The sequence below is a fragment of the Lentzea rhizosphaerae genome, from assembly GCF_042649515.1.
GTDB classification, from domain to species: Bacteria; Actinomycetota; Actinomycetes; order Mycobacteriales; family Pseudonocardiaceae; genus Lentzea; species Lentzea aerocolonigenes.
On the sequence record NZ_JBHRZI010000011.1, the window covers coordinates 1,222,096 to 1,248,004 of the forward strand.

29 protein-coding genes are annotated in these 25,909 nt (G+C 68.0%); 11 read left to right on the top strand and 18 right to left on the bottom strand.

The window, feature by feature from the left end:
• Positions 1-475: 475 nt before the first annotated feature.
• The 4 genes from ACFOWZ_RS13610 (at position 476) to ACFOWZ_RS13625 (ending at position 2,686) form a co-directional block, all read left to right on the top strand.
• Positions 476-1,102 carry a hypothetical protein gene (locus tag ACFOWZ_RS13610; protein ID WP_382372221.1) on the top strand — a complete coding sequence of 209 codons (627 nt, stop codon included), beginning with the start codon at positions 476-478 and terminating at the stop codon, positions 1,100-1,102.
• A complete protein-coding gene (locus tag ACFOWZ_RS13615) occupies positions 1,096-1,512 on the top strand; it encodes a roadblock/LC7 domain-containing protein (protein ID WP_382372222.1) in 417 nt (138 codons plus the stop codon). The genes ACFOWZ_RS13610 and ACFOWZ_RS13615 overlap by 7 nt, the downstream gene beginning before the upstream one ends.
• A 221-nt stretch (positions 1,513-1,733) precedes the next feature.
• Entirely contained in the window at positions 1,734-2,105 is a 372-nt protein-coding gene (locus tag ACFOWZ_RS13620) for a hypothetical protein (RefSeq protein WP_382372223.1), read from the top strand.
• An 86-nt stretch (positions 2,106-2,191) separates the two neighbouring features.
• Entirely contained in the window at positions 2,192-2,686 is a 495-nt protein-coding gene (locus ACFOWZ_RS13625) for a DinB family protein (protein WP_382372224.1), read from the top strand.
• Here ACFOWZ_RS13625 and ACFOWZ_RS13630 read toward each other — a convergent pair.
• Positions 2,672-3,088 (bottom strand): hypothetical protein, encoded by a 417-nt coding sequence (locus tag ACFOWZ_RS13630; RefSeq protein ID WP_030465786.1) that lies wholly within the window; start codon positions 3,086-3,088, stop codon positions 2,672-2,674. The two genes, ACFOWZ_RS13625 and ACFOWZ_RS13630, sit on opposite strands and share 15 nt — an antisense overlap.
• 90 nt (positions 3,089-3,178) lie before the next feature.
• Between ACFOWZ_RS13630 and ACFOWZ_RS13635 the strand changes: the two genes are divergently transcribed.
• Positions 3,179-3,634: a hypothetical protein gene (locus tag ACFOWZ_RS13635; protein ID WP_382372225.1), complete on the top strand. Its 456-nt coding sequence runs from the start codon at positions 3,179-3,181 to the stop codon at positions 3,632-3,634.
• Here the strand turns inward: ACFOWZ_RS13635 and ACFOWZ_RS13640 are convergent.
• The gene (locus ACFOWZ_RS13640; RefSeq protein ID WP_382372226.1) at positions 3,529-5,040 is read right to left on the bottom strand and encodes a sodium:solute symporter family protein; all 1,512 of its coding nucleotides are present in this window, start codon (positions 5,038-5,040) and stop codon (positions 3,529-3,531) included. The two genes, ACFOWZ_RS13635 and ACFOWZ_RS13640, sit on opposite strands and share 106 nt — an antisense overlap.
• Positions 5,041-5,283: 243 nt before the next feature.
• Here ACFOWZ_RS13640 and ACFOWZ_RS13645 point away from each other — a divergent pair, with 243 nt between their 5' ends.
• Positions 5,284-5,922 (top strand): response regulator transcription factor, encoded by a 639-nt coding sequence (locus tag ACFOWZ_RS13645; RefSeq protein ID WP_382372227.1) that lies wholly within the window; start codon positions 5,284-5,286, stop codon positions 5,920-5,922.
• Here the strand turns inward: ACFOWZ_RS13645 and ACFOWZ_RS13650 are convergent.
• Positions 5,884-6,462 carry a TetR/AcrR family transcriptional regulator gene (locus ACFOWZ_RS13650; RefSeq protein ID WP_382372228.1) on the bottom strand — a complete coding sequence of 193 codons (579 nt, stop codon included), beginning with the start codon at positions 6,460-6,462 and terminating at the stop codon, positions 5,884-5,886. The two genes, ACFOWZ_RS13645 and ACFOWZ_RS13650, sit on opposite strands and share 39 nt — an antisense overlap.
• Before the next feature lie 82 nt (positions 6,463-6,544).
• On the opposite strand from ACFOWZ_RS13650, the gene ACFOWZ_RS13655 reads away from it, so the two are divergent.
• Both ACFOWZ_RS13655 and ACFOWZ_RS13660 read left to right on the top strand, forming a co-directional pair.
• A complete protein-coding gene (locus tag ACFOWZ_RS13655) occupies positions 6,545-7,582 on the top strand; it encodes an FAD-dependent oxidoreductase (RefSeq protein ID WP_382372229.1) in 1,038 nt (345 codons plus the stop codon).
• A gap of 151 nt (positions 7,583-7,733) precedes the next feature.
• Positions 7,734-9,569, top strand: coding sequence for an acyl-CoA dehydrogenase (locus ACFOWZ_RS13660; protein ID WP_382372230.1), 1,836 nt, complete (start codon positions 7,734-7,736; stop codon positions 9,567-9,569).
• 67 nt (positions 9,570-9,636) lie between these two features.
• Here ACFOWZ_RS13660 and ACFOWZ_RS13665 read toward each other — a convergent pair whose 3' ends face one another.
• The 6 genes from ACFOWZ_RS13665 to ACFOWZ_RS13690 all read right to left on the bottom strand — a co-directional run bounded on the left by ACFOWZ_RS13665 (position 9,637) and on the right by ACFOWZ_RS13690 (position 15,943).
• Positions 9,637-10,365: a DUF1206 domain-containing protein gene (locus ACFOWZ_RS13665; RefSeq protein WP_382372682.1), complete on the bottom strand. Its 729-nt coding sequence runs from the start codon at positions 10,363-10,365 to the stop codon at positions 9,637-9,639.
• A gap of 109 nt (positions 10,366-10,474) precedes the next feature.
• The gene (locus ACFOWZ_RS13670) at positions 10,475-12,259 is read right to left on the bottom strand and encodes a VanW family protein (RefSeq protein WP_382372684.1); all 1,785 of its coding nucleotides are present in this window, start codon (positions 12,257-12,259) and stop codon (positions 10,475-10,477) included.
• 285 nt (positions 12,260-12,544) lie between these two features.
• The gene (locus tag ACFOWZ_RS13675; protein WP_081901890.1) at positions 12,545-12,838 is read right to left on the bottom strand and encodes a GroES family chaperonin; all 294 of its coding nucleotides are present in this window, start codon (positions 12,836-12,838) and stop codon (positions 12,545-12,547) included.
• A 36-nt stretch (positions 12,839-12,874) separates the two neighbouring features.
• Positions 12,875-14,740, bottom strand: coding sequence for an NHL domain-containing thioredoxin family protein (locus ACFOWZ_RS13680; protein ID WP_382372231.1), 1,866 nt, complete (start codon positions 14,738-14,740; stop codon positions 12,875-12,877).
• Complete coding sequence (locus ACFOWZ_RS13685) at positions 14,740-15,141, bottom strand: DUF4259 domain-containing protein (protein WP_382372232.1); 402 nt, start codon at positions 15,139-15,141, stop codon at positions 14,740-14,742. The genes ACFOWZ_RS13680 and ACFOWZ_RS13685 overlap by 1 nt, the downstream gene beginning before the upstream one ends.
• Before the next feature lie 274 nt (positions 15,142-15,415).
• Complete coding sequence (locus ACFOWZ_RS13690; protein ID WP_382372233.1) at positions 15,416-15,943, bottom strand: hypothetical protein; 528 nt, start codon at positions 15,941-15,943, stop codon at positions 15,416-15,418.
• Between the two features lie 115 nt (positions 15,944-16,058).
• Between ACFOWZ_RS13690 and ACFOWZ_RS13695 the strand changes: the two genes are divergently transcribed.
• Positions 16,059-17,078 carry an NAD(P)-binding domain-containing protein gene (locus ACFOWZ_RS13695; RefSeq protein WP_382372234.1) on the top strand — a complete coding sequence of 340 codons (1,020 nt, stop codon included), beginning with the start codon at positions 16,059-16,061 and terminating at the stop codon, positions 17,076-17,078.
• Here the strand turns inward: ACFOWZ_RS13695 and ACFOWZ_RS13700 are convergent.
• Positions 17,075-17,743 (bottom strand): dienelactone hydrolase family protein, encoded by a 669-nt coding sequence (locus tag ACFOWZ_RS13700; RefSeq protein ID WP_382372235.1) that lies wholly within the window; start codon positions 17,741-17,743, stop codon positions 17,075-17,077. The two genes, ACFOWZ_RS13695 and ACFOWZ_RS13700, sit on opposite strands and share 4 nt — an antisense overlap.
• Positions 17,727-17,978: a hypothetical protein gene (locus tag ACFOWZ_RS13705; protein WP_382372236.1), complete on the bottom strand. Its 252-nt coding sequence runs from the start codon at positions 17,976-17,978 to the stop codon at positions 17,727-17,729. The genes ACFOWZ_RS13700 and ACFOWZ_RS13705 overlap by 17 nt, the downstream gene beginning before the upstream one ends.
• A 390-nt stretch (positions 17,979-18,368) precedes the next feature.
• On the opposite strand from ACFOWZ_RS13705, the gene ACFOWZ_RS13710 reads away from it, so the two are divergent.
• Complete coding sequence (locus ACFOWZ_RS13710) at positions 18,369-19,142, top strand: HAD family hydrolase (protein ID WP_382372237.1); 774 nt, start codon at positions 18,369-18,371, stop codon at positions 19,140-19,142.
• 201 nt (positions 19,143-19,343) lie between these two features.
• On the opposite strand, the gene ACFOWZ_RS13715 is transcribed toward ACFOWZ_RS13710, so the two are convergent.
• The 5 genes from ACFOWZ_RS13715 to ACFOWZ_RS13735 form a co-directional block, all read right to left on the bottom strand.
• Complete coding sequence (locus ACFOWZ_RS13715) at positions 19,344-19,685, bottom strand: NTP pyrophosphohydrolase (RefSeq protein WP_382372238.1); 342 nt, start codon at positions 19,683-19,685, stop codon at positions 19,344-19,346.
• A 15-nt stretch (positions 19,686-19,700) separates the two neighbouring features.
• A complete protein-coding gene (locus ACFOWZ_RS13720) occupies positions 19,701-21,071 on the bottom strand; it encodes a S28 family serine protease (RefSeq protein WP_382372239.1) in 1,371 nt (456 codons plus the stop codon).
• 52 nt (positions 21,072-21,123) lie between these two features.
• Positions 21,124-21,975: an NAD(P)-dependent oxidoreductase gene (locus tag ACFOWZ_RS13725; RefSeq protein WP_382372240.1), complete on the bottom strand. Its 852-nt coding sequence runs from the start codon at positions 21,973-21,975 to the stop codon at positions 21,124-21,126.
• A 230-nt stretch (positions 21,976-22,205) separates the two neighbouring features.
• Complete coding sequence (locus ACFOWZ_RS13730) at positions 22,206-22,352, bottom strand: hypothetical protein (protein ID WP_167969512.1); 147 nt, start codon at positions 22,350-22,352, stop codon at positions 22,206-22,208.
• 150 nt (positions 22,353-22,502) lie between these two features.
• A complete protein-coding gene (locus tag ACFOWZ_RS13735) occupies positions 22,503-23,696 on the bottom strand; it encodes an AAA family ATPase (protein ID WP_382372241.1) in 1,194 nt (397 codons plus the stop codon).
• Positions 23,697-23,838: 142 nt separating this feature from the next.
• Here ACFOWZ_RS13735 and ACFOWZ_RS13740 point away from each other — a divergent pair, with 142 nt between their 5' ends.
• Positions 23,839-24,453, top strand: a complete 615-nt coding sequence (locus tag ACFOWZ_RS13740; RefSeq protein ID WP_382372242.1) for an SIMPL domain-containing protein — start codon at positions 23,839-23,841, stop codon at positions 24,451-24,453.
• A gap of 106 nt (positions 24,454-24,559) precedes the next feature.
• Here ACFOWZ_RS13740 and ACFOWZ_RS13745 read toward each other — a convergent pair whose 3' ends face one another.
• Positions 24,560-24,838: a hypothetical protein gene (locus ACFOWZ_RS13745; protein WP_382372243.1), complete on the bottom strand. Its 279-nt coding sequence runs from the start codon at positions 24,836-24,838 to the stop codon at positions 24,560-24,562.
• Between the two features lie 48 nt (positions 24,839-24,886).
• The gene (locus ACFOWZ_RS13750) at positions 24,887-25,858 is read right to left on the bottom strand and encodes a serine hydrolase domain-containing protein (RefSeq protein WP_382372244.1); all 972 of its coding nucleotides are present in this window, start codon (positions 25,856-25,858) and stop codon (positions 24,887-24,889) included.
• Between the last annotated feature and the right edge of the window lie 51 nt (positions 25,859-25,909).

The window sequence follows — 25,909 nt, forward strand, 5'->3', positions numbered from 1 at the left end:
CGGCAGCTGGCGGTGGGGCATCAGCCTTGTGCTGACCGACGGCTCGAGCGTGCCCCCTCGGTATGGCGCCGACTCGCCACAGCCACCCTCATGGCCGATCAGATTCATTTATTTGGAATGAACGTTCCGTCGTGGCGTTGTCAGCAAAACGTCCGTCCGGCTTTTTGCTGCGCGAATTGGAATGTTTCACTCGATCCGGTGACGTGCGTCTCAGATGGGCACTAACGACAGGTAAGAAGTACGCCTGGCGTCGCTCTTTCGATAACGCTGAAGTACTCAGTCGGATGGTTCGCCAGTTACCGCTCTGTAGGCCCGAATTAACCGGGAGTGACCTCTGAGACCCGACGATCGAGCCTCGTTCGGCGTCCTCGCGGACGCCCTGGCGCAGGCCCACGCAGATCGAATCACCGGCGCGTTGTGCGTTGCCGGAAACGCAGGCGGATTTTTCCATTTGCGCGACGGCGCGGTGGTCGCGGTGGACAGCCCCGGTTCCCCCGGAGCGGACGTGCTGCTGGTGAGCTCGGGAACGATCGGACGAAGCGACTGGACCGCGGCCCTGGTGGACAGTGTCGAGTTGCGGTCGCTCGAGGCGGCGCTCGTCTCCAGGGGGATCGCAGCCACCGAGGTCCAGGACATCGCTGCGGCCGCCGTCCGGGACGGGACGTTCGCCGTTGCGGCCGGCGACATCGAGCGGTGCTTCGTCGACGAGTCCGTCGACGAACCCCTGCTCCCGGTGTCGACCGGCGTCGCCCCGGACGTGCTGCTGGCGGAAACGGCCGTCCAGCTGGACGTTCTGGTCTCGGTGTCGCCCTACCGGGACCGCGTGGTGGCCACGCCGGAGCGCAGCGGCTCGACCGAGGAGGAGCGCGAGATCATCGCGCTCGCCACCGGCAGGCGCAACGCGCGGGACATGGCCTTCGCCCTCGGGCGCGGCCTCCACCCGGTGACGGTCGCGATCGCCGGGATGCTCGACGACGGACTGCTGGAAATCGCCCCACCCGACACATCGTTCAGTTTTTCGCATTGGGGGCTGGCTGCACTGCGTCCTCGGACAGGAGCGGAGCTCCTGCCCCACCCCAGGCCGCGGGAGGTGGAATGTTAGTCCTGAGCGGTTCGGCTTTTCCAATTCAGGAATGGAGTGAGTTGAACTACGACGCCCTGGGCGCCGAACTCCAGAAACTTCGAGAAAACGTTGCCGGAGTGACCGACACGGTGCTCGCCGCGTCCGACGGAATCCCCATCCTCGCCGACGTGGCGAAGAACGTCGACCCCGCGCACATCTCCGCACTGGCCGCGGCCGGCCTCGGAATCGCACGTCAGACCACGGAGGTGGTCGGCCTGGGCGCACTCGGCCAGACCGTTGTGTTCGGCAGCGAGGGCTACATGGCCGTGTACGCCATCGGCAGGCTGTCGCTGATGGTCGTGCTCGGGGACAAGGGGCTGAACCTCGGCCGCCTTCTCCACGAGTCCCGCCCCGTGATCGAACGGGTCGGCGCGATCCTGGCCGCCTGAGGCCGGGTTCTCGCAACGCTCCAATTCGGCGAAAATTGGGAAGCTCTCAACCGGCGTCAGGTGCACACAACTCCGAAAAATGGTCGCAGCACATGTCCACGCTTGGTTCATTGCTCTCAACAAAGATTTTTTCCGCCTGGAGGCGTGTCCGCATGCCATCGAGACACCGAAAAGCGGCCACGCCGTCCCAACCACCAGTTGACTCAGGGAAGTGGGTTTTGATGAACATCGATGTCGCGTTGAAAGAGGCCATGTCCATCTCCGGCGCCGTTGGTGTCGCGCTGGTCGACCACGACAGCGGAATGTCGCTCGGCACCAGCGGCGGGGGCGACTGGCTGAACCTGGAGATCGCGGCGGCCGGCAACACCGAGGTCATCCGGTCGAAACTCCGGGTGATGCAGGCGCTCGGCCTCAACGACAGCATCGAGGACATCCTGATCACCCTGCACCGCCAGTACCACCTGATCCGCCTGATGGGCGGTGTGAAATCCAGGAGTTCCCTCTTCCTCTACCTCGTGCTGGAAAGGGATGTCGCGAACCTCGCGATGGCCCGGCACCAGCTCAAGCGCATCGAATCCGACCTCCAGGTTTAGGCGCATCGGCGCGGAAAAGGCTGACAGACCTCCTGGTGACGGTCGTCAGCCTTTTTCGCTTGCGCTGACCGGATAGTTTCAGGAGCGTGACCGTTTCCCAGCGCGACCTCTTGCACTGGCAGTGCGACCTGACGTGGTCGCTCTTCGAGTACCACCTCGACCTGCTCGACCCGGCCGACCTCCTCTGGGAGCCGAAGAGTCCCCACGTCTTCACGATGCGGCACGACGGCACGACGTGGGAGCGGGACTGGCCGACGCCCGAGCAGGAGTCCGCGGGCGTGGCGACGATGGCCTGGCTGACCTGGCACATCGGCTGGTGGTGGACGGCCGCGATCGACCACGTCCGCAACGACGAGCCGCGCGAGGTCGTCTGGCCGGGACCGGATGGAGCCGTCGGCTGGCTGCGCGGCCTGCACGAGGAGTGGCGCGAGGCGCTCGACGGCGCGGATCTCGACGCGAAGACGACCTACCCGTGGCCGGACGGCTCCCTGACGGTGGCGCACACCGCCGCGTGGGTGAACGCCGAGCTCATGAAGAACGTGGCCGAGATCGGTCAGCTGCGACGCCTAGTCGACCGGTAGGCCCCACGGCCGCCGGTCGAGCTCCACCCAACCCCCGCCCCTGGCCAGCGCCGCCCTCACCCCGGCCACGTGCTGGGCGAACGACGCGAGATCGCCGTGCAGCAGCTCCGCGCGCTCCACGTCCAACGGGTGCGTGTCGTCGTGCCAGAGATCGACCGGGAACGAAGCCACGAACGGCATCGACTGCAACAGCTGAAGAAGAGCCACCGAGGGTCGCGTCGACTCGGCGAGGTAGTCCAGCCGGATCGACTCGCAGGCCGCGAGCAGCTCGCGCACCTGGCGAATGGCGTCGGCCGGCGTGCCGTTCCACGACGGGTCCGGCCACACGCGGTCGCTCAGCTCCAGCCAGAGCCGCCAGCCCGCGGCCAGTTCCGCGTCATCCGCGGGACTCCACTTACCCATGCATCCACTGTGCATGCGTGACCGCGCATGAGTCTCGTGACGATGACGCACGCCACGGAACCATCGCGCCACACACGCGTCTTGAAGCGCATGACGAATACGTGGCAAGGACGAACTGCGCTGCGGAGTCTCGCCATCGGGCTCGCGCTGGGGACGGTCCTCACGCTGCTCGCCCTGCCGGCGCTCAAGTACGAGATCGCCGACCACGCCAACCTGCTGACGCGGGTGCTGGCCTACGGCTTCCTGCTCGTGCCCGTCGCCGTCATCACCGTGCTGAAGAGCGACAGCCCCATCACGCACACGACCGGGCTCGTGGCCGGTGCGACGGTGGTGCTGGCCACCACCGCCCAGACCTACACCGGCACGCCGATGCCCTACGTGTGGCTCGCGGCGACGACCCTGTTCGGGTGCGCCGCCGCGAGGATCATCAGGAACGAGCGTTACGCCTTGACGGCCGCGACGTCGGGCTCGTCGGCCTTCAACGAGTCGATCAACGCGTCGCGCTCGGCCGTCGGTTCGGGCTTCGCGAAGCCGATCACCAGGTAGAGCACGAGCGAGACCAGCAGCGGCGTCGAGACGATCAGGGCCTGCGAGACCGTGAAGTCCTTCAGGAACTGCTGTTCGACGTAGAGGAACACCCAGGTCGCCAGGCCGCCGACGGTCGAGGTCAGTGCGGCGGTCGGGCCGACCTTGCGGAACCACGGCAGCAGGCCGAGCATCAGCGGGATCGCGATCGGGCCCATCGTGGCCGCCACCAGGGCGATCACGACCTTCAGCACGAAGCCCTTGGTGTCCGCGGTCAACGCGATGGTCATCGACAGACCGATGAACAGGAACGTGGTGATGCGCGCCAACCGCAGTTGTGCGTCTGCGGTCATCGTCCGCGCGCCCTTCCAGATGCGCGGGAGGATGTCACGGGTGATCACGGCGGTGATGACGTTGGCGTCGGAGGAGACCATCGCCATCGTGTGCGAGAAGAAGCCGGCGAGGACGAGGCCCACCATGCCCGCGGGGAGCATGGCCTTGCCCATCTCCACGTAGGCCTGTTCCGCGTTGGCCTCCATGCCCGGCACGATCAGCGGCGCCGCCCACATCGGGAAGAACAGCACGAGCGGCCACACCAGCCACAGCGCCGCGGACAGCAGGGCCGAGCGCTTCGCGGCGAAACCCGACGGGGCGGCCATGTAGCGCTGGGCCAGGTTCCACATGCCGCCGTTGTACTCGAGCGTCTTGATCAGGAAGAGCGCCATGAAGAACGTCAGCGTGTAAGGGCCGGTCAGCGGGTCGCTGTGGCTCTCGGGGAGCTTGTCCCAGATCGTCCACATGAAGTCGATGCCGCCGAAGTGCGACGCGACCGCGAAGAACATCGCGAAGCCCGCGAGACCCTGGATGATGAACTGGCCGAAGTCGGTCAGCGCGTCGGCCCAGAGGCCACCGAGCACCGAGTAGACCATCGTGACGACACCGACGAGCGCGATGCCCCAGCCGATGGGAACGCCGGCGAAGCCCTGCAGCAGCAGTGAGACCGCGACCCACTTGGCCGCGATGTCGACGACCTTCAGGCCCGCGCCCGCCCACGCCATGACCTGCTGGGTCGGCACGTTGTAGCGGATGGCCAGGTACTCGAGCGGCGACTTCACGTCGTGCTTGGCCCTCAGCCGGTTCCAGGCGGGCGCCCACAGGAACGCGCCGATGCCGACACCGAGACCGATCGTCAGCGACCACCAGATGTAGACCGTGAGGCCGAGCCGGTACGCCTCCGCCGCGAACGCGACGAACATGACGGCGCTGTACCCGGACATGTGGTGGGAGATGCCCGACAACCACCAGGGCATCTTGCCGCCGGCGGTGAAGAAGTCGGCGATGTTGTTGATCCGCCCGCGGGACCAGAGCCCGATGCCGACCATCACCACGAAGTAGCCGGCGACCACGACCCAGTCGAGGGTGCCCATGTGACCTCCTTGCGTGCACACACGTGTGCCCGCGAGAGCACCAGGCCTCATGGCGGCGGGAACCTGGCACATCCGCACGGGATATGTGACGTAGGTCTTACGAGACTGTTGCCGTGGGACGGAAGACCTTCGCCGGTCTTGAATCACATTCGTGACCCTTGTTCATCTACATGAACCGACTATTCCGCGTCACACGTCCGAGGGAACGACGTCTCACCTCCGGATGCACGAACGGAGGTGCTGATGCTCCCGCCCAGCCGGCCTGCTCCCGGCGTCGCGCTGATCGACCCCGTACCGCTCTACCGCGAGGGCCTGTCCGCTCTGGTCCGGCGGACCGCCGGCCTGCGCTGGCTCGGTTCGACGGGCGATCTGCACGCCGCCGTTCGCCTGCACGAACGACTGCGCCCCGACGTGCTCCTCGTCGACTCCGTGCTCGATCCCGTCGGCCACCTGGCACGGCTCCTGGTCGAACGCGACCCGACCCTGCTCGTCATCGGACTCGTCCGGGACGCGCACTCGCACGCGAACTACGTGACGACCGCACTGGAGGCCGGTGTCCGCGGCGTCGTGCCGCGCAGTGCCCAGCCGGAGCAGATCGTCCGGGTGATCGCGGAGACCTGCCGTTCCCGCGGCTACGTGCACCCCGACCTGCGCCCCAAGGAACGGCCGACGCTCACCCGGCGCGAGTACGAGGTCCTCACGCTCATCGCGGACGGCCTGGAGAACCAGCAGGTCGCGGACGAGCTGATCGTGTCCGTCGAGACCGTGCGGACCCACGTGAAAGGCATCCTGCGCAAGCTCAGCGCGCGCGACAGGACGCACGCCGTGTCGCTCGCTTACCGGTCAGGACTCCTGATCGGCCGCCCAGCCGTGCTCGAGTAGGCCGAACACCTCGTCGGCCGCCTGCTCGCGGTCCTCCCGATCGAAGATCACGTCACGTGACTCCAGAGCGAACCGGGCCAGCGCGACACACCTGACGTCGTCCGCCGGCACCCCGACTTCCTCGGCGATGGCGCGAGCCAGCCCCTCCTGGTGGCGCATCCACATCTTGTGCTCGTACGTCCGCAACGCCGGTGTCTCCTGCACCAGCCGGTTGAACGCGCCGAACAGCGGATGGTCGACGTGGCCGTACGACATCCGCACGAAGTGGTCTCGCAGCGCCCGCGGGATCGACTGCCCCGCCGGCCGGTTCCGCACCGCGCCCACCAGCTCGGCCTCCTGCTGCTCGTCCTCGTCGAAGAGCAGCGACTCCTTGCTCGGGAAGTGCTTGAACAGCGTCGTCACCGACACGTCCGCGCGGTCGGCGATCTCCTTCACGCCCACGTCGTCGAACCCGCGCGCCAGGAACAGCTCCAGCGCCGCGTCGGCGATCGACTGGCGGGTCTGCAGCTTCTTGCGCTCACGGCGGCCGAGTTCGGTCACCGCACGATCGTAGCGCACCGGTGTAACCACTTCAAAAGTTGAGTGATTGCACTTTTGTAGTCGATGCGCTTTCATCGACGGCATGACCACACCACGCATCGCCATCGCGGGAGCCGGCCTCGGCGGCCTCACCTGCGCCCGCGTCCTCCAGCTGCACGGCCTCACCGACGTCACCGTCTTCGAACGCGAGAGCTCGCCCGACGCCCGCCAGCAGGGCGGCACCATCGACCTGCACGCCGGCAGCGGCCAGGAGGCCATCCGCGCCGCAGGTCTGTTCGACGAGTGGCGGGCGCTCGCCCGTTTCGAAGGCCAGGAGCAGCGCAAGGTCGACCACGCCACCGCCGCGTTGATCGAGCACGAGCCCGCGGAGGGCGACTTCCGGCCGGAGATCGACCGAGGCCAGCTCAGGAACCTGCTGCTCGACTCGCTCACGCCGGGAACCGTCAGCTGGGGCCTCGGCATCAGCTCCGCGGCGCCGGGCGGCGAAGTCACGTTCCTCGACGGGTCGACCGCGACGTTCGACCTGGTCATCGGCGCGGACGGCGCCTGGTCACGGGTGCGCCAGGCCCTGTCGCCGGCCGTGCCGCAGTACACCGGCGTGATGTTCGTGGAGACCCGTCACGACAACGACGAACGCCTGCTCGACCTCACCGGCCAGGGCACGATGGTCGTGGACCACGAGGGCCTGATGCTGTGGGCGCAGCGCAACAGCGGCAATCACATCCGCGCGTACGCCTGCATGCGCGCGCGTGAGGATTGGAGGCCCTCCAACGCCGAGTTGCTCGACCTGTACGCGGACTGGCACCCGGACCTGAAGGCGTTCCTCGCCGGCGAACTGATCCACCGGCCCCTGTACGCGCTGCCCGTGCCCCACACGTGGGAGACCACGCCCGGCGTGACGCTGCTCGGTGACGCCGCCCACCTCATGCCGCCGCTCGGCGTCGGGGCGAACCTCGCCATGGAGGACGCGGCCGAACTCGCGGTCGCGATCGCCGAGCACGGTGTCCGAGACGGCGTGCGAGCCTACGAATCGGTCATGTTGCCGCGCGCGACCGACGCACAGGAGCGCACGAACGCAGGTCTTCTGGACATGGTCCCCGAGCGCCCGATACGCGTCTGACCGGCACTCATGCCCGATTCAGGTCGCCAGGAGGACTGTCTACTTCGCCACCAGTGGGTGGTCGCCCTTGCCGGGGTTACTGTCGAGTAATACCCTGTTGTTACCGGTCAGTAGGCGACCCCGCCGCGACCCTGAGGAGTGAGCTGACGAGATGGGCCACTACAAGAGCAACGTCCGGGATCTCGAATTCAACCTGTTCGAGGTCTTCAACGTGCAGGACCACCTCGGCAAGGGGCCGTTCGAGCAGTCCGACGAGGACACCGCGCGCGGCGTTCTGTCCGAGATGAAGACTCTCGCGGAGGGTCCGCTCGCGGACTCGTTCGCCGATGCCGACCGCAACCCGCCGAAGTACGACCCGGCCACGTTCTCGGCGACCCTGCCGGAGTCGCTGAAGAAGTCGTACCAGGCGATCTGGGACGGCGAGTGGTACCGCATGTTCCTGCCCGAGGCGCTGGGCGGCTTCGGCACGCCGCCGTCGGTCGCGTGGGCCGCGTCCGAGATGATCCTCGGCGCCAACCCGCCGATCTACATGTACCTGGCCGGCCCGAGCTTCGCGACGGTCGTCTACAACAACGGCACCGAGCGCGACAAGCACTGGGCGCAGATCATGATCGACCGCGGCTGGGGCGCCACGATGGTGCTGACCGAGCCGGACGCCGGTTCGGACGTCGGCGCGGGTCGCACCAAGGCGATCAAGCAGGACGACGGCTCCTGGCACATCGAGGGCGTGAAGCGGTTCATCACGTCCGGTGACCAGGACCTCACCGAGAACATCATGCACATGGTGCTGGCGCGTCCCGAGGGCGAAGGCATCGAGGCGAAGCCGGGCACCAAGGGCCTGTCGCTGTTCCTCGTGCCGAAGTTCCACTTCGACCCGCAGACCGGTGACCTGGGCGAGCGCAACGGCGCCTTCGTGACCAACGTCGAGCACAAGATGGGCATCAAGGCGTCCACCACGTGCGAGCTGACGTTCGGCCAGCACGGCGTCCCCGCCAAGGGCTGGCTGCTGGGCGAGGTGCACGACGGCATCGCGCAGATGTTCGACGTCATCGAGTACGCCCGCATGATGGTCGGCACCAAGGCCATCGCGACGCTGTCGACCGGCTACCTGAACGCGCTGTCCTACGCCAAGGAGCGCGTCCAGTCCGCCGACCTGACGCGCATGACGGACAAGACCGCCCCGCGCGTCACCATCACCAACCACCCGGACGTGCGCCGCAGCCTGATGCTGCAGAAGGCGTACGCCGAGGGCCTGCGCGCCGTGTACCTCTACACCGCGACGTTCCAGGACAAGGTGATGCTCGGCGGCGACGACGCCAAGCTCGCGGCCCAGGTGAACGACCTGCTGCTGCCGATCGTCAAGGGCGTCGGCTCGGAGCGCGCGTACGAGCAGCTGGCGCAGTCGCTGCAGACGCTGGGCGGCTCGGGCTTCCTGCAGGAGTACCCGATCGAGCAGTACATCCGGGACTCGAAGATCGACTCGCTGTACGAGGGCACCACGGCCATCCAGTCGCTGGACTTCTTCTTCCGGAAGATCATCCGCGACAAGGGCCAGGCGCTCGCGTTCATCAACGGCGAGATCCAGTCCTTCCTCGACAACGAGGGCGGCAACGGTCGCCTGAAGGAGGAGCGCGCGCTGCTCAAGCAGGGTCTCGAGGACCTGCAGGGCATGCTGGGCGCCCTGGTCGGCTTCCTGACCTCGTCGCAGGAGGACGTCCGCAACCTCTACAAGGTCGGCCAGAACTCGGTCCGCCTGCTGATGACCGCGGGTGACGTGCTCGTCGGCTGGCTGCTGCTGCGTCAGGCCGAGGTCGCGCTGCAGAAGCTCGACGGCACGCCGTCGGCCAAGGACAAGGCGTTCTACGAGGGCAAGATCGCCGTGGCGTCGTTCTTCGCGAAGAACGTGCTGCCGGAGCTCACGTCCCGCCGCAAGATCGCCGAGTCGACCGACAACGCTCTGATGGACGTGGACGAGAGCGTCTTCTAAGAATTTTCAAGCGCTGCAAGGACAACGGGTCCCCGCACCTCCTGCCCGAGGTGCGGGGACCCGTTTCTCATTCCTTGAGGGCGCGTGCGGCGACGAAGCAGTAGACGCCGAACGCCGCGATGCCGATCGCCACGGCGGTCAGCAGGAACACGCCGAAGGGCTGTGCTGCCAACGTGTGCAGCGCCTTGTCCATACCGCCGGACTGCTCCGGGTCCGCGTAGATCGCCGCGAGTCCGACGAGGACACCGATCACGCCGTACGCGACGCCCTTGCCGATCCAGCCGGCCCGTCCGACCGGCTCGATCCACGACGGTGCGCGGCTCATGTCGAGGTCCTTCTCGAAGGACTTCTTGATTCCTTTGTAGACGATCACGCCCGCGGTGATGAGCACGCCGATCGCCACCGCGCCGACGAGCAACTGGCCGCCGGGCCACGCCAGCACCTGCGCGGTCAGTTCCTGTTGCTGCTCCGTGGCGTCGCCGGCGGAGCCGCTGGTCGTGTACTTGAACGCACCCAGCGCGATCGCGGTCGCCGTGATGGCACGGGCAGCGGAACCGATGCGCTTGGAGATCCGCTTCCGCTTCTTCTCGACGTAGGTGTAGCCCACACAGGCCAGGATCAGCTGCCAGATCGCGAAGAACACCAGACCGATGCCCACCGTCCACAACAGCCAGGCACCGTTCTCCGCGAGCTCCGTCAGCGCGCCCTTGGAATCCGTCCGTTCGGCGTCGCCGCCGAACGCGACCTGGAGCGCCAGCCACGCGATGAGCACGTGGACCGCCCCGTACACAACCATCCCCACCCGCCCCAGAGTCTGGACGACGGGGTGTCTTCGCGCCTCATGCGCAACAGTGGCCACGAACGGGTGAATACCCGCGCGTGGCCACTGTGAACCGGGCTTTGTCTCAGCCGCCGGGTGGCGGCTCACAAACGATCTTGTACTGCGGGTCGTAGCGAACCGTGCGCGACTCGCTGCGGGTCTGGCCGGTGCGACGGTCCTTGATCGTGCGGGTGTCCGTCACCGAGAAGCCGGGGACGCCGTTGCTCGGCGAGCAACCGGCCTTGTTGACCTTCTTCTCCTGCGGCTGGGTCGGGTTGAACTCGCCGCTGGTGGAGCCGGTGACGTCGTAGTTCTTGGTGCCCCACAGCTTGATCGTGATCGAGGACGGGGTCCAGATCGTCTGGATGGCGACGCCCGTGTCGTCCGGGTTCGTGAACGCGATGTCGATCAGGCTGTTGCCCGCGCTGTCCATGAACACGGTGGCCTCACGACCCTTCGGGTACCGCGTGATCCAGTAGCTGTGCTCCTTGTGGCCCGCGTCCTTCATGCCCGCGTTGTAGCCCGCGTTGTAGAGCGTGGTCGCGAACTGCGAGATGCCGCCACCGACCGCCTTGTCCGGGATGCCGTCGTTGATGATGCCCGCCTCGACGTAGCCCTGCGCGGTGCCGCGGGGGCCGGTGTACTTGTTGAGGCTGAAGGTCTCGTGCGGCTTGACGATCGCGCCGTTGACCTTCTCGGCCACGATCCGGATGTTGGTGCCCGAGGTCGCGGCGAAGCCACCGGTGGTGAACTCGCCGATGACCTCCTTGATGCCCATCTTGTTCGCCTGCTCGGTGGTGACCTTCGCGGGCGTGTGCTTGTACTCGAACTTGAGCTCGCGCGCGTCGGTCTTCTTCAGCACGTCGAAGTAGGGCTGGAGGTTCTTGTCCCAGTCGACGCCGAGGCCGTCCACCGACTCCTTGACGACCGGCTTGCCGCCCTCGAACACGATCTGGGCGTCCTTGCCCTCTTTCTCCGTGCTCTTGAGCTGCGGGCCGACCGCCTCGACGAGCTTGTCCTTGTTCGGCGCGACGTTCAGCGCACCGCCATCACCGGGCGTGAACGCCAGCGTGGCGCCGATCTGCTCCGGAGTGAGCGTCGCGTCCTTGCCCTCGCCCTTGATCGTGACGGGACCGGACACGGCCGTATTGACGACCTCGTTGAGCGCCTTCTCGACGCCTTCCTTGGTCGTCTTCACCGGCGTGAAGTCCATCGGGATCTCGACCGGGTTGCCGGACGCCCAGTTCGCGACGACCGCGCCGGCGGCCTGGTCGGCCTTGAGCTTCTGGCCGTCGTGCGGGTCCACGGCGACGGGCTTGGCGCCCTCGAACTTGATGGTGCCCTCGATGGGGTCGTGGTCGAGCTTCGGCCGCAGGGCCTCGAGCGCGCTGGTGACCTTCGCGTTGTCGCCCTTCGTCGCGACACCGACCTCACGGCTGGTGAAGAACGAGGTGACGCGCGTGACCGGGCTGAGCGGCTGGCTGCCCGCGCGGTCGATCGTGGCGTCCCAGTCGAGCTCCAGACCCGCGGCCTTGGGGTCGAGCTCGGCGTTGACGTCGCCGGCCTTGAGCGCGACGGGCTTGCTCAGCCGCGGGCCGATCTCGTCGCGCAGCTTCTTCTCGGCGTCGTCGTGGCTCATGCCGCCGACGTCGACGCCCGCCACGGTCACGCCGCGGGGCACGTTGCCGCTGGACACGAGGATGTCGAGGCCGTAGAGCAGGCCGAACGCGCCGACCACGGCCGCGGCCACGATCAGCGCCTTCTTCTTCGTATTCTTCGGCGGGGTGTCGTCCTCGCCCGGCTCGATCATCACGGGCCCGTAGACGCCCGAGTCCTCCGGCTGCGGCGCCGGCGGTGCCACCGGCCGCATGTACTCGGTGGCGTCCTCGCTGGCGGGGAACCCGACGTTGGGCACGGCCGCCGTGACGGTCGGCTCGCTGGTGTCCGGCTCCTCCGACGGCCACGCGTCGGTGGCGGCGTCCGCCTGGACCGGGTTGATCTTGGTGGTCTGCTCCGAGGACGTGCCGCCGGGACCCACCGGAGGCATCGCTCTCGTCTTGTCAGCGTCGTACGGCACAGCTCTCCCCGTTGCCCTGTCTCTACTGAGGTGGCATATGTGTGTGTAGCTATCAGGCGCAGATCACGAACCGGCGGCTCATAGGTACAGACCAGTACCGTGCTCGGTGAGCTCCGATGCAACGGCGTGCAGGTCGCGTTCCTTCATCACGAGATACGTGGTGCCCTGCACCTCGACCTCAAGCTGATCTTCCGGGTTGAACAGAACCCGGTCGCCGACCTTCACGTGCCGCACGCTGGTACCGACTCCGAACACATCACCCCACGCCAACCGCTTCGCCATCTGGGCCGTAGCGGGGATCACGATGCCTCCGCTGGAACGCCGCTCGCCGTCCTCCGGCGAGATGCGCACCATGACGCGGTCGTACAGCATCTGGATCTCGAGCTTGACATCAGGCACCCGCAGAGTCTACGTGGCCTCCCGACCGGCTTCGTCCATGCCGCCCATGAGCAGGGGCAAGCGGGTAGGTGCATCGGCAACAACTCGAACTGGCACCCCCCAGTCCTGCCTGGTCAGACGGCAGACCGGGTGTTCGTCGGAAGGATCGTCACTGCAACTGGCCGCCTGCGCTACGACGTGCAACACGCCGTTCGTGACCTGATCGTTGATCCGCAACGCCCGTACCAGATCGGTGCCGACGCCCGCACCCTCCAAGATCAGCTCGGGGGGTGAGCTGGTGATCTCCAGACGAGTGGACGGTCCGTACCTTTCGTCCAGTTTCGCCCCTGTGGGCGGCGTGAACACGACAGCGAGCTCGAACGCGCCCGCGGCGATGTCCGTGCTCGGCCGCTTCACCTCGTGGGCCTCACCGTCGATCTTGGTGGCGGCTGCCGCGAACCGTTCGAGCCGGTGGGCAGCACTCGCCACGACGACCAGTTCGCCGTCGACGAGGAGCGCGTCGGACGGCTCGGCGATGTCGGTGGCGATGGTGGACAGCGTCCTGGTCTCGGGGTCGTAGCGCCTGATCGCGTTGTTGTAGGTGTCCGAGATGACGACGGAGTGGTCCTTGAGGACGGTGACGCCCAGCGGGTGCTGCAGGAGCGCCTCGTCCGCGTCGCCGTCCTTGTGCCCGAACGCGAACAGCCCCTTGCCGATGACCGTGTGGACCTCGCCGTTCTCGAGGTAGCGCAGTGCGCTGGTCTCGGAGTCGACCATCCACAGCCTGTCGCCGTCCGCGGCCAGCCCCGACGTCTGCGCGAAGAAGGCCCCTTCGGCCGGACCGTCGTTGATGCCCTCGACGGTGGTGCCGGCGAGCCTGCTGACGGTGCTCGTCGCGGGGTCGAAGAAGCCGAGCGTGTGGTTGCCGGCCATGGCGATGGCCACGCCACCGTTCCACCAGGCGACGTCCCAGGGGCTGGTCAGGTCGATCTTGTCGGCGGACCCGTCCGTCTCACCGTCCCGCCACTGCTCACCGGTGCCCGCGAGCGTCGTGACCTCACCCGTTTCGAGGTCGATGCCACGCAGGAGGTGGTTGACGGTGTCCGCGACGACGACGTCGTAACCGCGGGTCCTGGGGACCAGCGTGAGGCCCGCAGGCTCGGAGAAGGTGGGGTTCAGACCGTCGGCCCGGCCTCGCTCGCCGGTGCCGATGCGACGGATGACCGTCTCGCCGTCGGCCTCCAGCTCCACGATGCTGTGGTGGGCGGAGTCGCTGACCAGGATCGTGTTGCTCGGCGTGACGACGGCCTTCGCGGGGAACCTGAGCGTGGTGTTCGTGGGCTCGGGCGCGACGTACGGACCGGTGCCGCGGTGCAGCGTGCCCTTGGCGTCGTGCTCCTCGACCAGCTCCCCGATGATCGTCCTGAGCGCCTCGACGTGCCCCTCACCAGCGGCGACGTGCACGACGTAGCCCTCGGGGTCGACCAGCACGAGGGTCGGCCAGGCCTTGACCGCGTAGTTCTGCCAGGTCGTGAGCTCCGGGTCGTCGAGAACGGGGTGGTGCACCTCGTAGCGCTCGACGGCGGCCTTGAGCGCCTCCGCGTCGGCCTCGTGGACGAACTTCGGCGAGTGCACGCCGATCGTGACCAGCACGTCCTCGAACTCGCGCTCGAGGGGCCGCAGCTCGTCGAGGACGTGCAGGCAGTTGATGCAGCAGAACGTCCAGAAGTCGAGCAGCACGATCTTGCCGCGCAGGTCCTTGAGGGCGACGGTGGTGTCACCGGTGTTCAGCCAGCCGCGTCCTACCAGCTCAGGGGCACGGACACGGGCACGGCGCTGCACAGTCGTCACGGCCGTATCCAACACTGTGGACAGTCGCGGTGTTCCGACGTCCATCAGTTGAGAAGGACGGCTCTGAGGTTCGCGACGCTCTGCCTCCACGCCGGCCCGTGCTCGGTGTCGTCCCACAGTTCCGGCAGCTCCGAGTCCGGTGCCAGCACGCGGTCCAACGCCTCGACCGCCAGCGGGCGCAGGTCTGCCGAGAAGGTCGGCAACGGCTTCTTCGGCGCGTACGCCGTGGTGATCGGGGTGCCGCCGGGGCACTGCGCGGCGATCAGCGCGGCGGAGGCGAGCACTTCGCACGCGTCGCTGCTGTCCAGGTACCCGTCGGTCTCGATCGTGCGGATCAGTGCGGCTCTGATGAGGTTCTCGCGCTCGTTCTCCGGCGCGTCGTCCAGGTCGCCGCCGAAGTCCGCGGCCGTGTCGTTGTCGAAGTGACCGATGTCCCACGTTCCCATGGCGGGGATCATGGCAGCCGCCACCGACAATCACGGCAGCTTCAGTTCCGGCCGCTCACGACAGCGGCACGAACTGGACGCTGTTGAAGTGATCGAAGTCGACGTGTGTTCTCGACCGGATGCCACATCACCAGCGGCTGCTCGGAGCCGGTCCAGCCGGAACCACTCCGTCGGCTCGGTGTTCGCCACCGTCAGCGGTGGTGTCGAACAGCCCGCGACCACCACCACCATCAGCAGCAGCGCCCCGGAAATCTCCCCATGGGCCGACGGTGACTCAGGTGCTGGAGTCCCACCGGAAGATCACGTTCGGCGTCACGTCCCCCCAGTGCACGACCACGCGGGTCTGCCCGCCCTTCGTGTGCCGCATTGTCAGCGTGAGCGGCGCCCACGTGCCGCCCGGCTCCGCGGTGCCCGGCGTCGTGCAGGCGATGTCGCGCCCGCCCTCGCACGTCCACCCGTCGCCGCCGACGGTCAGGTCGCCCTCGCCGTCCATGTCCTCGACGACGAACCTGATCCTGGCGCCCGTCTGCGTTGTGCTGGCGGTGTTGCGCGGCTTCAGCGTGAAGTCGACGGGTTGCGACCGGTATACGAACCCCATCTCCTGCGGGGAGTTCTGCCAGTCGCGGACTCCGTTGACGTCCGTCTCGATGTCGAACGGCTCCTGCCTGGGCGGCGTCGGCGGCATGGTGGTGGGCTCGCTCGTCGGCTCGGTGGAGGTGGGCTCGGGGGTGGAGGCCGGCTCGGACTGGGAGGAGCAGGCGGCCAGCAGCAGAACCAGTGCCGGTACCGCGAAGAACCTCATCACCTCAGCGTAATGGCGCTGGCCCGAACTCGCCGGTAGCCGTCATCATGGACGCAGACCGCCCGTCTGAACCTTTTCGCCGTGTTCGGCGTAGAGGAGGCCGGGAGGGTGCGTGATGGTTGATTACCTGGTGATTGGTGCGGGACCGGCCGGTCTGCAGATGGGGCGTTTCCTGCACAGGGCGGGCCGCGACTACGTGATTCTCGAGGCAGAGCCCGAACCGGCGAGCTTCTTCCGGACGTTTCCCCGGCACCGCGTCCTTTCGACGGACGACAACTCGCTGTTCGACGGAGTGCCGTTCTCCAGGTACAGCAAGCGTTCCTTCCCCAACGCGGACGATCTGGTGCGCTACCTGGAGGACTTCGCGCGGCCGTTGAACGTCCGCTACAACACCCCCGTCACCGACCTGGAGCCGTACCAGGCCGGGCACGTCATCATCGCCACCGGCAAGAAGCCGCACGTGCCAAGCATTCCGGGCATCGAACACGCCGAGACGTACGCGAGCGCCAGCACCGACCCGACCGCGTACGCGGGCAAGCGGGTGCTGATCATCGGGCGCGGGCACAGCGCGTTCGAGACCGCCGACAACATCTCGACCACGGCCAGACTGACGCACACGGTCGGCCGAACGGTCCAGCGAATCATCAAGCAAGGCAACGAGTTCGTGGCCACGATCGACGGCACCGGCGAGCTGCGGTACGACAAGGTCGTCGTGTGCGCGGGCTTCCGCAGGGACACCTCGCTCGACGTGCCGCACGCCCACGTGATCAGCGGCGACTCGATCAAAGCGATCAGGCACGCCGCGAGGTCGTTGCACCGCACGCTGGAAGCCCAGCACCACGGAGTGCCGTGGCCGCACCGCAGGCTGCGCAACCGCCCGGACGCGCTGGCCGCCACCATCGCCACGCGCGCCAGCGAGATCCCGGACGGCCTGGCGGACGTCGTTGTGCCACAAGGAGGACACGCGCTGCTCTACGACGAGATGCCCACGACCGAACGCAACGGGTTCGTCGTCACGAGCACCCAGGTCAGCCACTACCGGCGCAACGAGCTGATCGCGGTCGAGCGCCGACTGCACCGCAAGCCGCTGGAGAGGTTCTTCTCGCAGCAGCTCGCGGTGCCGTGCATCTCCTAGGCGGGCAACGTGCGCGCGAGGAACGCAGCGGTCAGGTCCCAGGCCCGGCCGGCGGCCTCCTCGTCGTACCAGGGGCCGAGGTGGTTGAGGAACGCGTGGCCCGCGGGCTCCAGGTGGATCTCGGCACCCTCGTGCGCGGCCACCGCGTCCACGACCTTCTGATACCCGGTGATGAACGAGTCCTCGGTGCCGAAGTGGAACAGGATCGGGCAGGACACCTGGTCCAGCGTCCCGATTTGGTCGGGCACACCGGAACCGTAGAACGAGACGGCGGTGTCGGGGTCCGACGCGACGGCCGCCGAGTAGGCCAGAGTGCCGCCGAGGCAGAAGCCGAGCACGCCGACGCCACCGGTGACCTCGGGCAGCCCGCGCAGGTACTGCACCGACGCGACGACGTCCTGCACGGCCAGCGGGAAGTCGAGGTTGCCGACGACCTCCATCGACTTCGCGATGCCGGCCTCGTCGTGCTCACCGACCCAGCCGGGCTGGAAGCGGTGGAAGAGCTCGGGCACGGCCACGACGTAGCCGAGGGCGGCGAGCTTCTCCGCGACGCCGCGCAGGTAGCCGTCCAGGCCGAAGATCTCCTGGATCAGCACGATGCCGGGGCCTGAGCCGGACTCGGGGAGCCAGACCGGCAAGGGCATGTCGTCAACTCGATGGGTCATGACCCGATCCTGCCTGATGATCGTGGGTGGCCGGCAGCGACTTCGCCCTGCTCGTCCTGGGCGAAGGGCCGCGGCCGCGCCTGGCCGCGCTGATCAGGTCGGCCAGGGCGCGGATGATTTCGGGGCGCTGGCTCGGATCGGTTCCTCGAAGGGCGATCAGGCTGACGACCATCAGCACCAGAGCAGGTATCGCCACCGTCAGAGCAATCCCGATGCCGAGTGAGGTAAGACCCACCGGACACACCTCGCGTTCCTCGCTCCGGTCGAGCAAGGCGCGCAGGCGTCAGCTCGACCAGTCCGTTGACTGGTGAAGCTGAGCAACCTGCCCGGCGAGGTTCTCAGGCAGGACCATCGGCCCTGTCGTGCGTCCGACGATCTCCCGGGACGGAAGGGCGTGCTTCCGTCGTGACGCGGAGGTCTCCTCCAGCCGCTCGGAAACGGCCACCGTCACCGGGAACGCGGCTCGGGGGACAACGCCGGGTTGCCCACCTGCGGTTCCTCAACTGACGACAACGGTGCTCAGGGAGTACTCCCCTCCGGATTGCACGTTCGAGTATGCCGCCCTCCACGGATGCGAAGAGGCGACCGTTCGAGTGAATCGGGATCCCTGCCCGATAATCGGCCGATGATCCGGCTGATCGCGACCGACCTCGACGGCACGTTGCTGCAACCGGGCGGAGTCCTCAGCGACCGCACCCGCGCCACCCTCAACGCCGTCGACGCCGACGTCGTGGTCGTCACCGCGCGGCCGCCGCGGTTCGTGCAGGACCTCGAGCTCACCGGCACGGCGATCTGCTCCAACGGGGCGATGATCTACGACCTGACCAACCGCGAGGTGACCCACGCGCAGACGGTGCCGCTCGACGTCGTGCGCAAGGTGTCGGAGGCCCTCGCGAACGTCATCCCGGAGGTCGGCATCGCGGTCGAGACCGGGCTGGAAGTGCTGTGCGAGCCCGGGTTCAAGGGGTTCAGCGCCAATAATCCACACAGGACACTGGAGTTGCTCGACCACGTTTTCGAAGAGGCGCACCAGGTCGTGCAGATGCTCGCGTGGGCTCCGGACGCCGAGGCCGACCACATGATGGAGATCGCCAGGGAGGCCGTCGGGCAGCACGTCACGGTCACCCACTCCGGTGGGCTCGGCCTGCTGGAGATCAGCCCGCCGGGCGTGTCGAAGGCGGTGACGCTGGAATCCCTTTGCACGGCAAGGGGAATCACCAAGGAGGAGGTCATCGCGTTCGGTGACATGCCCAACGACCTGTCGGTGCTCGGCTGGGCGGGGACGGCGTACGCGATGGGCAATGCGCACCCGCTCGTGAAGCAGGCCTGCACCAACCACGCGCCGCCGAACACCGAGGACGGCGTGGCCCAGATCCTCGAAAGCCTCTTCCGGCTCTGAGCACCAGGCCAAAACTCCTGTCCGCACCGTCGCTGCCCCGGTTTTGGCGCGAAAAGCACGTTCGGGCCGCTAGATCGCCCGAACGTCACGTTCGCTCCCCAGGCCCGTTTGGCGCGAACGTGACATTGGGGCCGATAGATGGCCCGAACGTGCTTTTCGCGCCAAACAGGAGCAGTAGCGGACGGACTCTTGGCAGGACGCTCAGCGGCGCGGCACCGAGGTGGGACCGGCCACCTCGGCGCCCAGCGCCATCACCCGCTGCCGCAGCGCTCGGTCCGCGGTCACCACGGTCACGGCACGTCCCGCCGCAGCACGCACCACCTCGACGATCGCGTCGTCGCCGTTGCCGTCAGCGGCGACCACGCGGACGTCCTCTACTCCGGAAACGTTGCGCGCCTTGCCTTCCACGACCAGGACAACCTCCTCGTCACGGCCGCGCAGGGCGTCGCGGAGACGTTCGGCCGCGCCCGCTCGGTCGCGCCACCACCCGTCGGGCACCGATCCCACGACGTTGGCTGCATCGACCACGAGCAACGGCTTCACGCCCCACAGCGTGCCTCAGCCCCGCCGCGCCCGCAGCGCGTCCAGCGAGTCCGGGCCCTCGTCGTCAACGCCAAGGGCACCAGCAGGAGCGGAGACGCCGGCCCACCGCAGGACCGCCGCCGTCGCCGCGGCGCGTTCCTTCTCGGGCAACTTGGTGATGTTGGCGCCGTGGTTGCCGCTCGGCACCACGAACGACAGCGAGTCGCGCGTGCCCGGCCCGAGGCGGAACGGTTCCGCGCTCCACGGGTCGTTCTGCCCGTTCACGAACAGCAGCCGCGAACCCTGGTGGCGCACCCAGCGGTCGACGTCCTTCATCGCGTGCCGGTCGAAGCGCGGGAACTCGATCGACGCGGGCACCATCGTGCGCGGCACGCTGGAACCGGGGTAGCGCAACAGGTCGCGCACCGCGGACTCGTCGGCTTCCGGCCAGCCGAGCTGCGTGCCCGCCTGGTAGTAGTACGTCTCGTAGGGCGCGACACCGGCGTCGGTGTAGAAGTCCCAGCCGACGGTCTTGTCGATGAACGTCCAGAGGTCGTCGACCGACGCACCCGCGCCGGGCACCAGGGCGCACTGGTCCTGCGTGCCGTACTGCCAGAACGTGAACGGCGTGTCCAGCACCAGGACTTCCAGCGCCCGGTGCGCGCTGCCGAACTGCTTGTACGTGTAGCCCGCGGCCTCCAGGCGGGAGACGATCGCGTCGCGGTTCTGCAGGATCTGCCGCTGCACGCCCTCCAGCCGCCGGTTGCACGACGGGTCGTTGCCGACGTTGCGGATGAACTCGCCGTAGACGTCGCGGTCGTTCACCACGTCGTTCGGCGCGACGTACGCGATGGTCGCGTCGACGTCGCGCGGGAAGAACCTGCGGTGGTAGACCGACGTCATCCCGCCCTTGCTCGCACCGGTCGAGAGCCAGCGAGCGCCGTAGATCTTCTTGAACGCGGCGACGATCCGGTGGTGGTCGTTGGCCGCCTGCCAGATGTTCAGGTCGTCCCAGTCCGCCGGCGACGGCCGTGACGGCGTGAAGAACCGCTGCTCCACGCTGATCTGGTTGCCGTCGACGAGCCGGGCGGGCTCGGACGCGCTGATCGTGCCGGGCAGGTGGTAGCCGGAGGTGTGCAGCACCATCGGCTTCGACTCCGCCTTGTGCAGCAACGAGAAGCGCTGCTCGAACCGCTGGCCGCGCGGCCTGCGGTGGTCCGCCGGCTGCTGAATGCCGAGGACGAACGTCCGCGCGGTGCCGGACGTTCCCTCGCTGATGATCCGCACTCCGGGGATCGCCGCGATGCGGTCCTTGATGTCTTCTGCCGCGGACACGACCGCGGCCGTGGCGATGACCTGCGCCGATACCAGGCCGAACGCCAGCAGGGAGCGTACGAGTCTGTTCACCAAGCCACGTTATTGAGCCCGCACGCCCCGCCGGACCGGCCGATCGTCGGGCTTATTGATAGCTGGCGTAATAAGAAGCTGCCATGTCCTCGTCGCCGTGGCCCTTGGTGACCGCGCGGTTCAGCCGGGCGCTGGAGGCCTGCGCCACGTCGAGCTGCACGTTGGCCAGCACGGCCGCCTCGTTGACGAGCAGCGCGTCCTTCAACGCGGTCTGCACGGTGAAGGCGGGTGGGAAGGACCGTTCGATGATCGCGTTGCCCTTCATCTGCAGGTACGCGCAGTCCATCGCGCCACCGGACACGGCCTCCAGGAACAGCTTCGGATCGAGCCCCGACGACTCCGCCAGCGCCACGGCCTCACCGACAGCGGCGGTCAGCGCGAGCACCCAGCTGTTCGCGACGAGCTTCAGCTTCGAGGACGCACCGGCCTCGCCGACCCACATCGTGCGGGCGCCGATCACGTCGAAGACCGGCTGCACGCGGTCACGCAGCTCCTCCGCGCCGGACGCGAGCACGACGAGCTTGCCCTCCTGCGCCGGTTTCACGCTGCCCAGCACCGGGGCGTCGACGAACTCGAGCCCGAGCGAACGGGCGAGCGCGATGTGATCCTCCGTGGCGGTGACACCGACCGTGGACATCTGGATCCACACCACGTCGTGCGACAGCGAAGGAGCGGCCTCCTGCATGACCGCGGTCACGGTGGGGCCGTCGTTGAGCATCGTCAGCACGATCTCCGCGCCCTCGACGGCGGCAGCGGGCGTGTCGGCGACGGTGACGCCCTGAGAGGCGAGCGGTTCGGCTTTGGCGCGCGTGCGGTTCCAGACCCGGACCTGGTGTCCGGCTGCGGAGAGGTTGGCTGCGATGGGGGCACCCATGAGGCCGGTGCCGAGCACGGCGATCTCCATGTCCCCCAGCAAACAAGAAACCTCGCAGTGCTGCCAGGTCGGGGGTCCGACAGCACTGCGAGGTCAACCGTGACATCGGCGGACCGACGTGCACTGTTACAACGCCATCATACTGTGGCGTGGATCACGTTTGACAGATTGAAACCCCTGGAGCGCGGGAGGTGCTCCAGGGGTTTCCGTTGGGGAGGCACTCGCGACAGGGCGCTGTCGAGCGAGTGCCGGGTCGTGAGTCAGCGCAGGGTGGTGACCTGAGCCTGGGCGATGGCCATCAGCTCGTGACGCATGGCCGGCGTGGTGGCCATGTCGATCGCGCGAGCCACGGCCTTCCGGTTGCGCGCCTCGGCACGACGGGCGCGGAGCTTCGCTGCGAAGTTCATCTCGGTCTGCACTTCCCTCTCGGAGGTCTGTTCTCTGTTGGTGACTCAAGTATGCACCCTTCTACCCACGAACGCACGCGATTATCCGGTGAGTTGGGGCACAGGCCGATGAATCATCGGTCGACAACGTGAACGACCGGACAACAGCAGTCAGTCCTCCCTGCCGAGCAGGAACCGCCCGAAGTGCGGCACGGTGAAGGCGATCTGACCCCGTTCCGCGCTGTAGACCAGGCCTTTCTTGATGAGCGAGTCCCGCGCGGGCGACAGCGACGAGGGCTTGCGCCCCAGGTGGTCAGCCACCTGGGCGGTGTTGACGCCCGCATCCTTTCCGTCGGTCAACTCGGCCATCGACCGGAGATACTCGCGTTCCGCGGGCGTCGCACGCTCGTATCGGGAGCCGAAGAAGCCCACGGCCAGCTCCGCGTCGGCCTCCGGAGCGGCGACGGTGACGTCCAGCGCGCTGATCGGATCGGTCGGCGCGGCGTCCCAGGCGGCCTTGCCGTAGGCCTGGATGAAGTACGGGTAGCCGCCACTCGCGTCGAACAACGCGTCCAGCGCCTCGTCCGTGATGCCGGCGTCCTCCCGTTCGACCGGCGCCAGCACGGCGCGGTCGGCGTCCTCGCGGCTGAGCCGGTCGATGCGGACGTAGCGGAAGAGGCGCTCCGAGTACGACTTGCTCGCTGAAAGCACCGCAGGCAGGTGCGGAAGTCCGGCACCGACCACGACGAGCGGCGCCCCGAGCTGCGAGAGCTCGTGGCACGCCGCGCACAACGCGCTGATGTCGTCGGGCTTGAGGTCCTGCATCTCGTCGATGAGCAGCGCGACGCCCGTTCCGACGTCCTGCGCGAGCTCGGCGACGTCGGTGAAGAGCTCGACCAGGTCGATCTCGATGTCACCGGAGTCCGCGCGCCCGGACGCCGCCGGCACGTCGATGCCGGGTTGCCAGCGATCGCGCAGCTTGGCGCCATCCGGGGCGGCCCTGAGCGCGAACGCCTTGAGGATGCCGAGGATCGCCTCGACCCGGTCGGGAGCGCGGTGACGGACCGCCAGGTCGCGGATCGCCCGGTGGAGCGCGGCCGACAGAGGCCGTCTGAGGTCGGCGTCCGGCCGTGCCTCGACCTTGCCCGCACCCCAGCCGCGTTTGACCGCCATGGACCGCAGCTCGCCGAGCAGCACCGTCTTGCCGACACCCCGCAACCCCGTCAGCACGAGGCTGCGTTCGGGACGGCCGCGGGCCACGCGTTCGAGCACCACCTCGAACGCTCCGACTTCCTTGTCCCGGCCGGCGAGCTCAGGAGGCCGCTGGCCTGCACCGGGGGCGAACGGATTGCGCACCGGGTCCATGGCTCGCACCGTATCCGCGTTTCTAGTGCTCGCCGTAGAGACGCGCAGACGAACGTCGACTGGATCTGTATCCAGCTTTCTAGGATTGAAGCTATAGAGCCTAATAGTTGCGGATGGAGTGGTGTCCCGGTTGGCTGGCCACGTGGCTGAAGTCGTGACGAAGGGGACCGGCGAGGTCGAGCGAACCGCCGACCGCGCCCAGGTGGACGTGACGTTCGAGGCTCTCGGCGCCGAACGCTCCGAGGCGGTGAGCCTGCTCAACCAGCGCATCTCGGCCGTCGAGCCGCTGCTGGAGAGCTTCGAGGTGCGCTCGCGGCAGCTGTCCGTGCACGACGACTGGGACAACAACCAGCGAGTCGGCAGCCGCGCCTCCCAGCAGTACGTGATCTGGGTGTCCGACCTCGACAAGCTCGACGAGCTGCTGGGCGAACTGGTGCAGGCCGAGCCGTCGTGGATCAACGGACCGACGTGGACGCTCGTCGACGACACCGAGGCGATCCGCGAGGCGCAGAAGGAGGCCGTCGCCGACGCGCTGCGGCGTGCCGAGGGGTATGCGGCAGCGCTGGGGCGGCGGCTCGGGCCGTTGCTGCGCATCGGGGACGCCGAGGGTGGCGTGGGGTACTCGCCGCGGATGATGAGCGGGGCCGCGTCGTTCGAGATGGCTGGGCCGGCCGGGATGGTCGACCAGTTGAACCTGAAGGCGCAGCAGATCACGGTGGCGGCGGCGTGCACGGCCGCCTGGTCACTGCTCGACTAACCGAAAACCCCGTCCCCGTTCTTATGGCGCGAAAAGCACGTTCGGGCCATCTATCGGCCCGAACGTGCTTTTCGCGCCATACCGGCCAGCGACGTTGCGGACCTGACTAACTGGCCTGCAACGTCTCCACCGCCGCGTGCACGGCCTCCGCGTCGCGGTCGCCCGGACGCGCTTCGAGCCACTTCTGGAGCCACGTGCCGCGGCGTGCGGCTGCGGTGGCCAGGGTCAGGGTCACGTAGGCGCGGCGTTCCCACTCCCGCGCCGACGCCATCGCGTCGGCGGCGGGGCGCCAGTCGTCTCGGATGGTGCCCGCCAGCGCTCTGGCCAGCACCGGGTCTTCACCTGGATCGACGTCTGCGAGCATCAGCCCCCCCAGAACCGCCACGTCGCGGTCCAGAGAGTGTGCCTGATTGACGGTTCAATTACACAGCTTTTAACGCGCCGCGCAGCGCCAGAAGTCGCGCATGATCGCCAGTGGCGCCGGGCTCGTCATGGCCGTGCGGGTCAACAGGATCGTGACCAGGTCAGCCGACGGGACGACGTGGGCCGCCGTGCCGGAACCGCCTACCCAGCCGTAGCGGCCCTGCACGTTCCACGGGTCGATCTCGGCGATGTCGACGCTGCCGCCGAGGCCCCAGCCCTGGCCCTCCAGAAAGATGTCCGCGGCCTCGCGCTCGGCGGCCGAGGTGGTGTCGGTCGCCAGTTCGGGCAGCAGGTCGCTCGACAGCAGGAACCGGTTGAACGCCAGCAGGTCGTCCACAGTGGACTTCAGGCCGCCCGCGCCGGACGGCAGGACCTGGCTGATGAAGCTGGTGTTCTTCATGCCGAGCGGGCGGTACAGGCGATCGGCGAGGAAGTCCGGGAGCGAGCCGGTGACCCGGTCCAGCAGCACGCCGAGGACGTCGTAGGCCGTGTTGTAGAGCCAGCCGTCGCCCGGCTGGTGCAGCAGCGGGACCTCCGCGAGCTGCTTGAGCCACTCGTCCGGTGCCGGCAGGTCCTCGCGGCCGTGCAGGTGCGCGTTCTCGAAGAGCTTCTGGGTGGCGGGCAACGAGAAGTCCGCCGTGAAGCCCCAGCCGGTGCGGGACGCCAGCAGGTGCCGGACGGTGATCGGCTTCGTCGCGGGGACCACGTCGTCGACCGGGCTCTGCGGAGTGCGGACGACCACCGGGTTCGCGAGTTCGGGCAGCCAGTTCGCGATCGGGTCGTCGAACGCGATCGTGCCGTCCCGCACCAGCATCAGGCCGGCCGTGGCGACGATCGGCTTGGTGACCGAGGCGATCGGGAAGACCGACTCGCGGGTGTCGGCGCCGACCGACGCGAACTCGACGTCTTCACCCCAGGCGATGAGCGCGACCGCGTCGGGCACGGTCTCGCGGTGAGCCTCCAGAACCGCCTGCAAAGTCATGGTCGTCATCCTTCTCCGAAGTGGGGGTTCGGAGGGTTTGACTTCACGGAA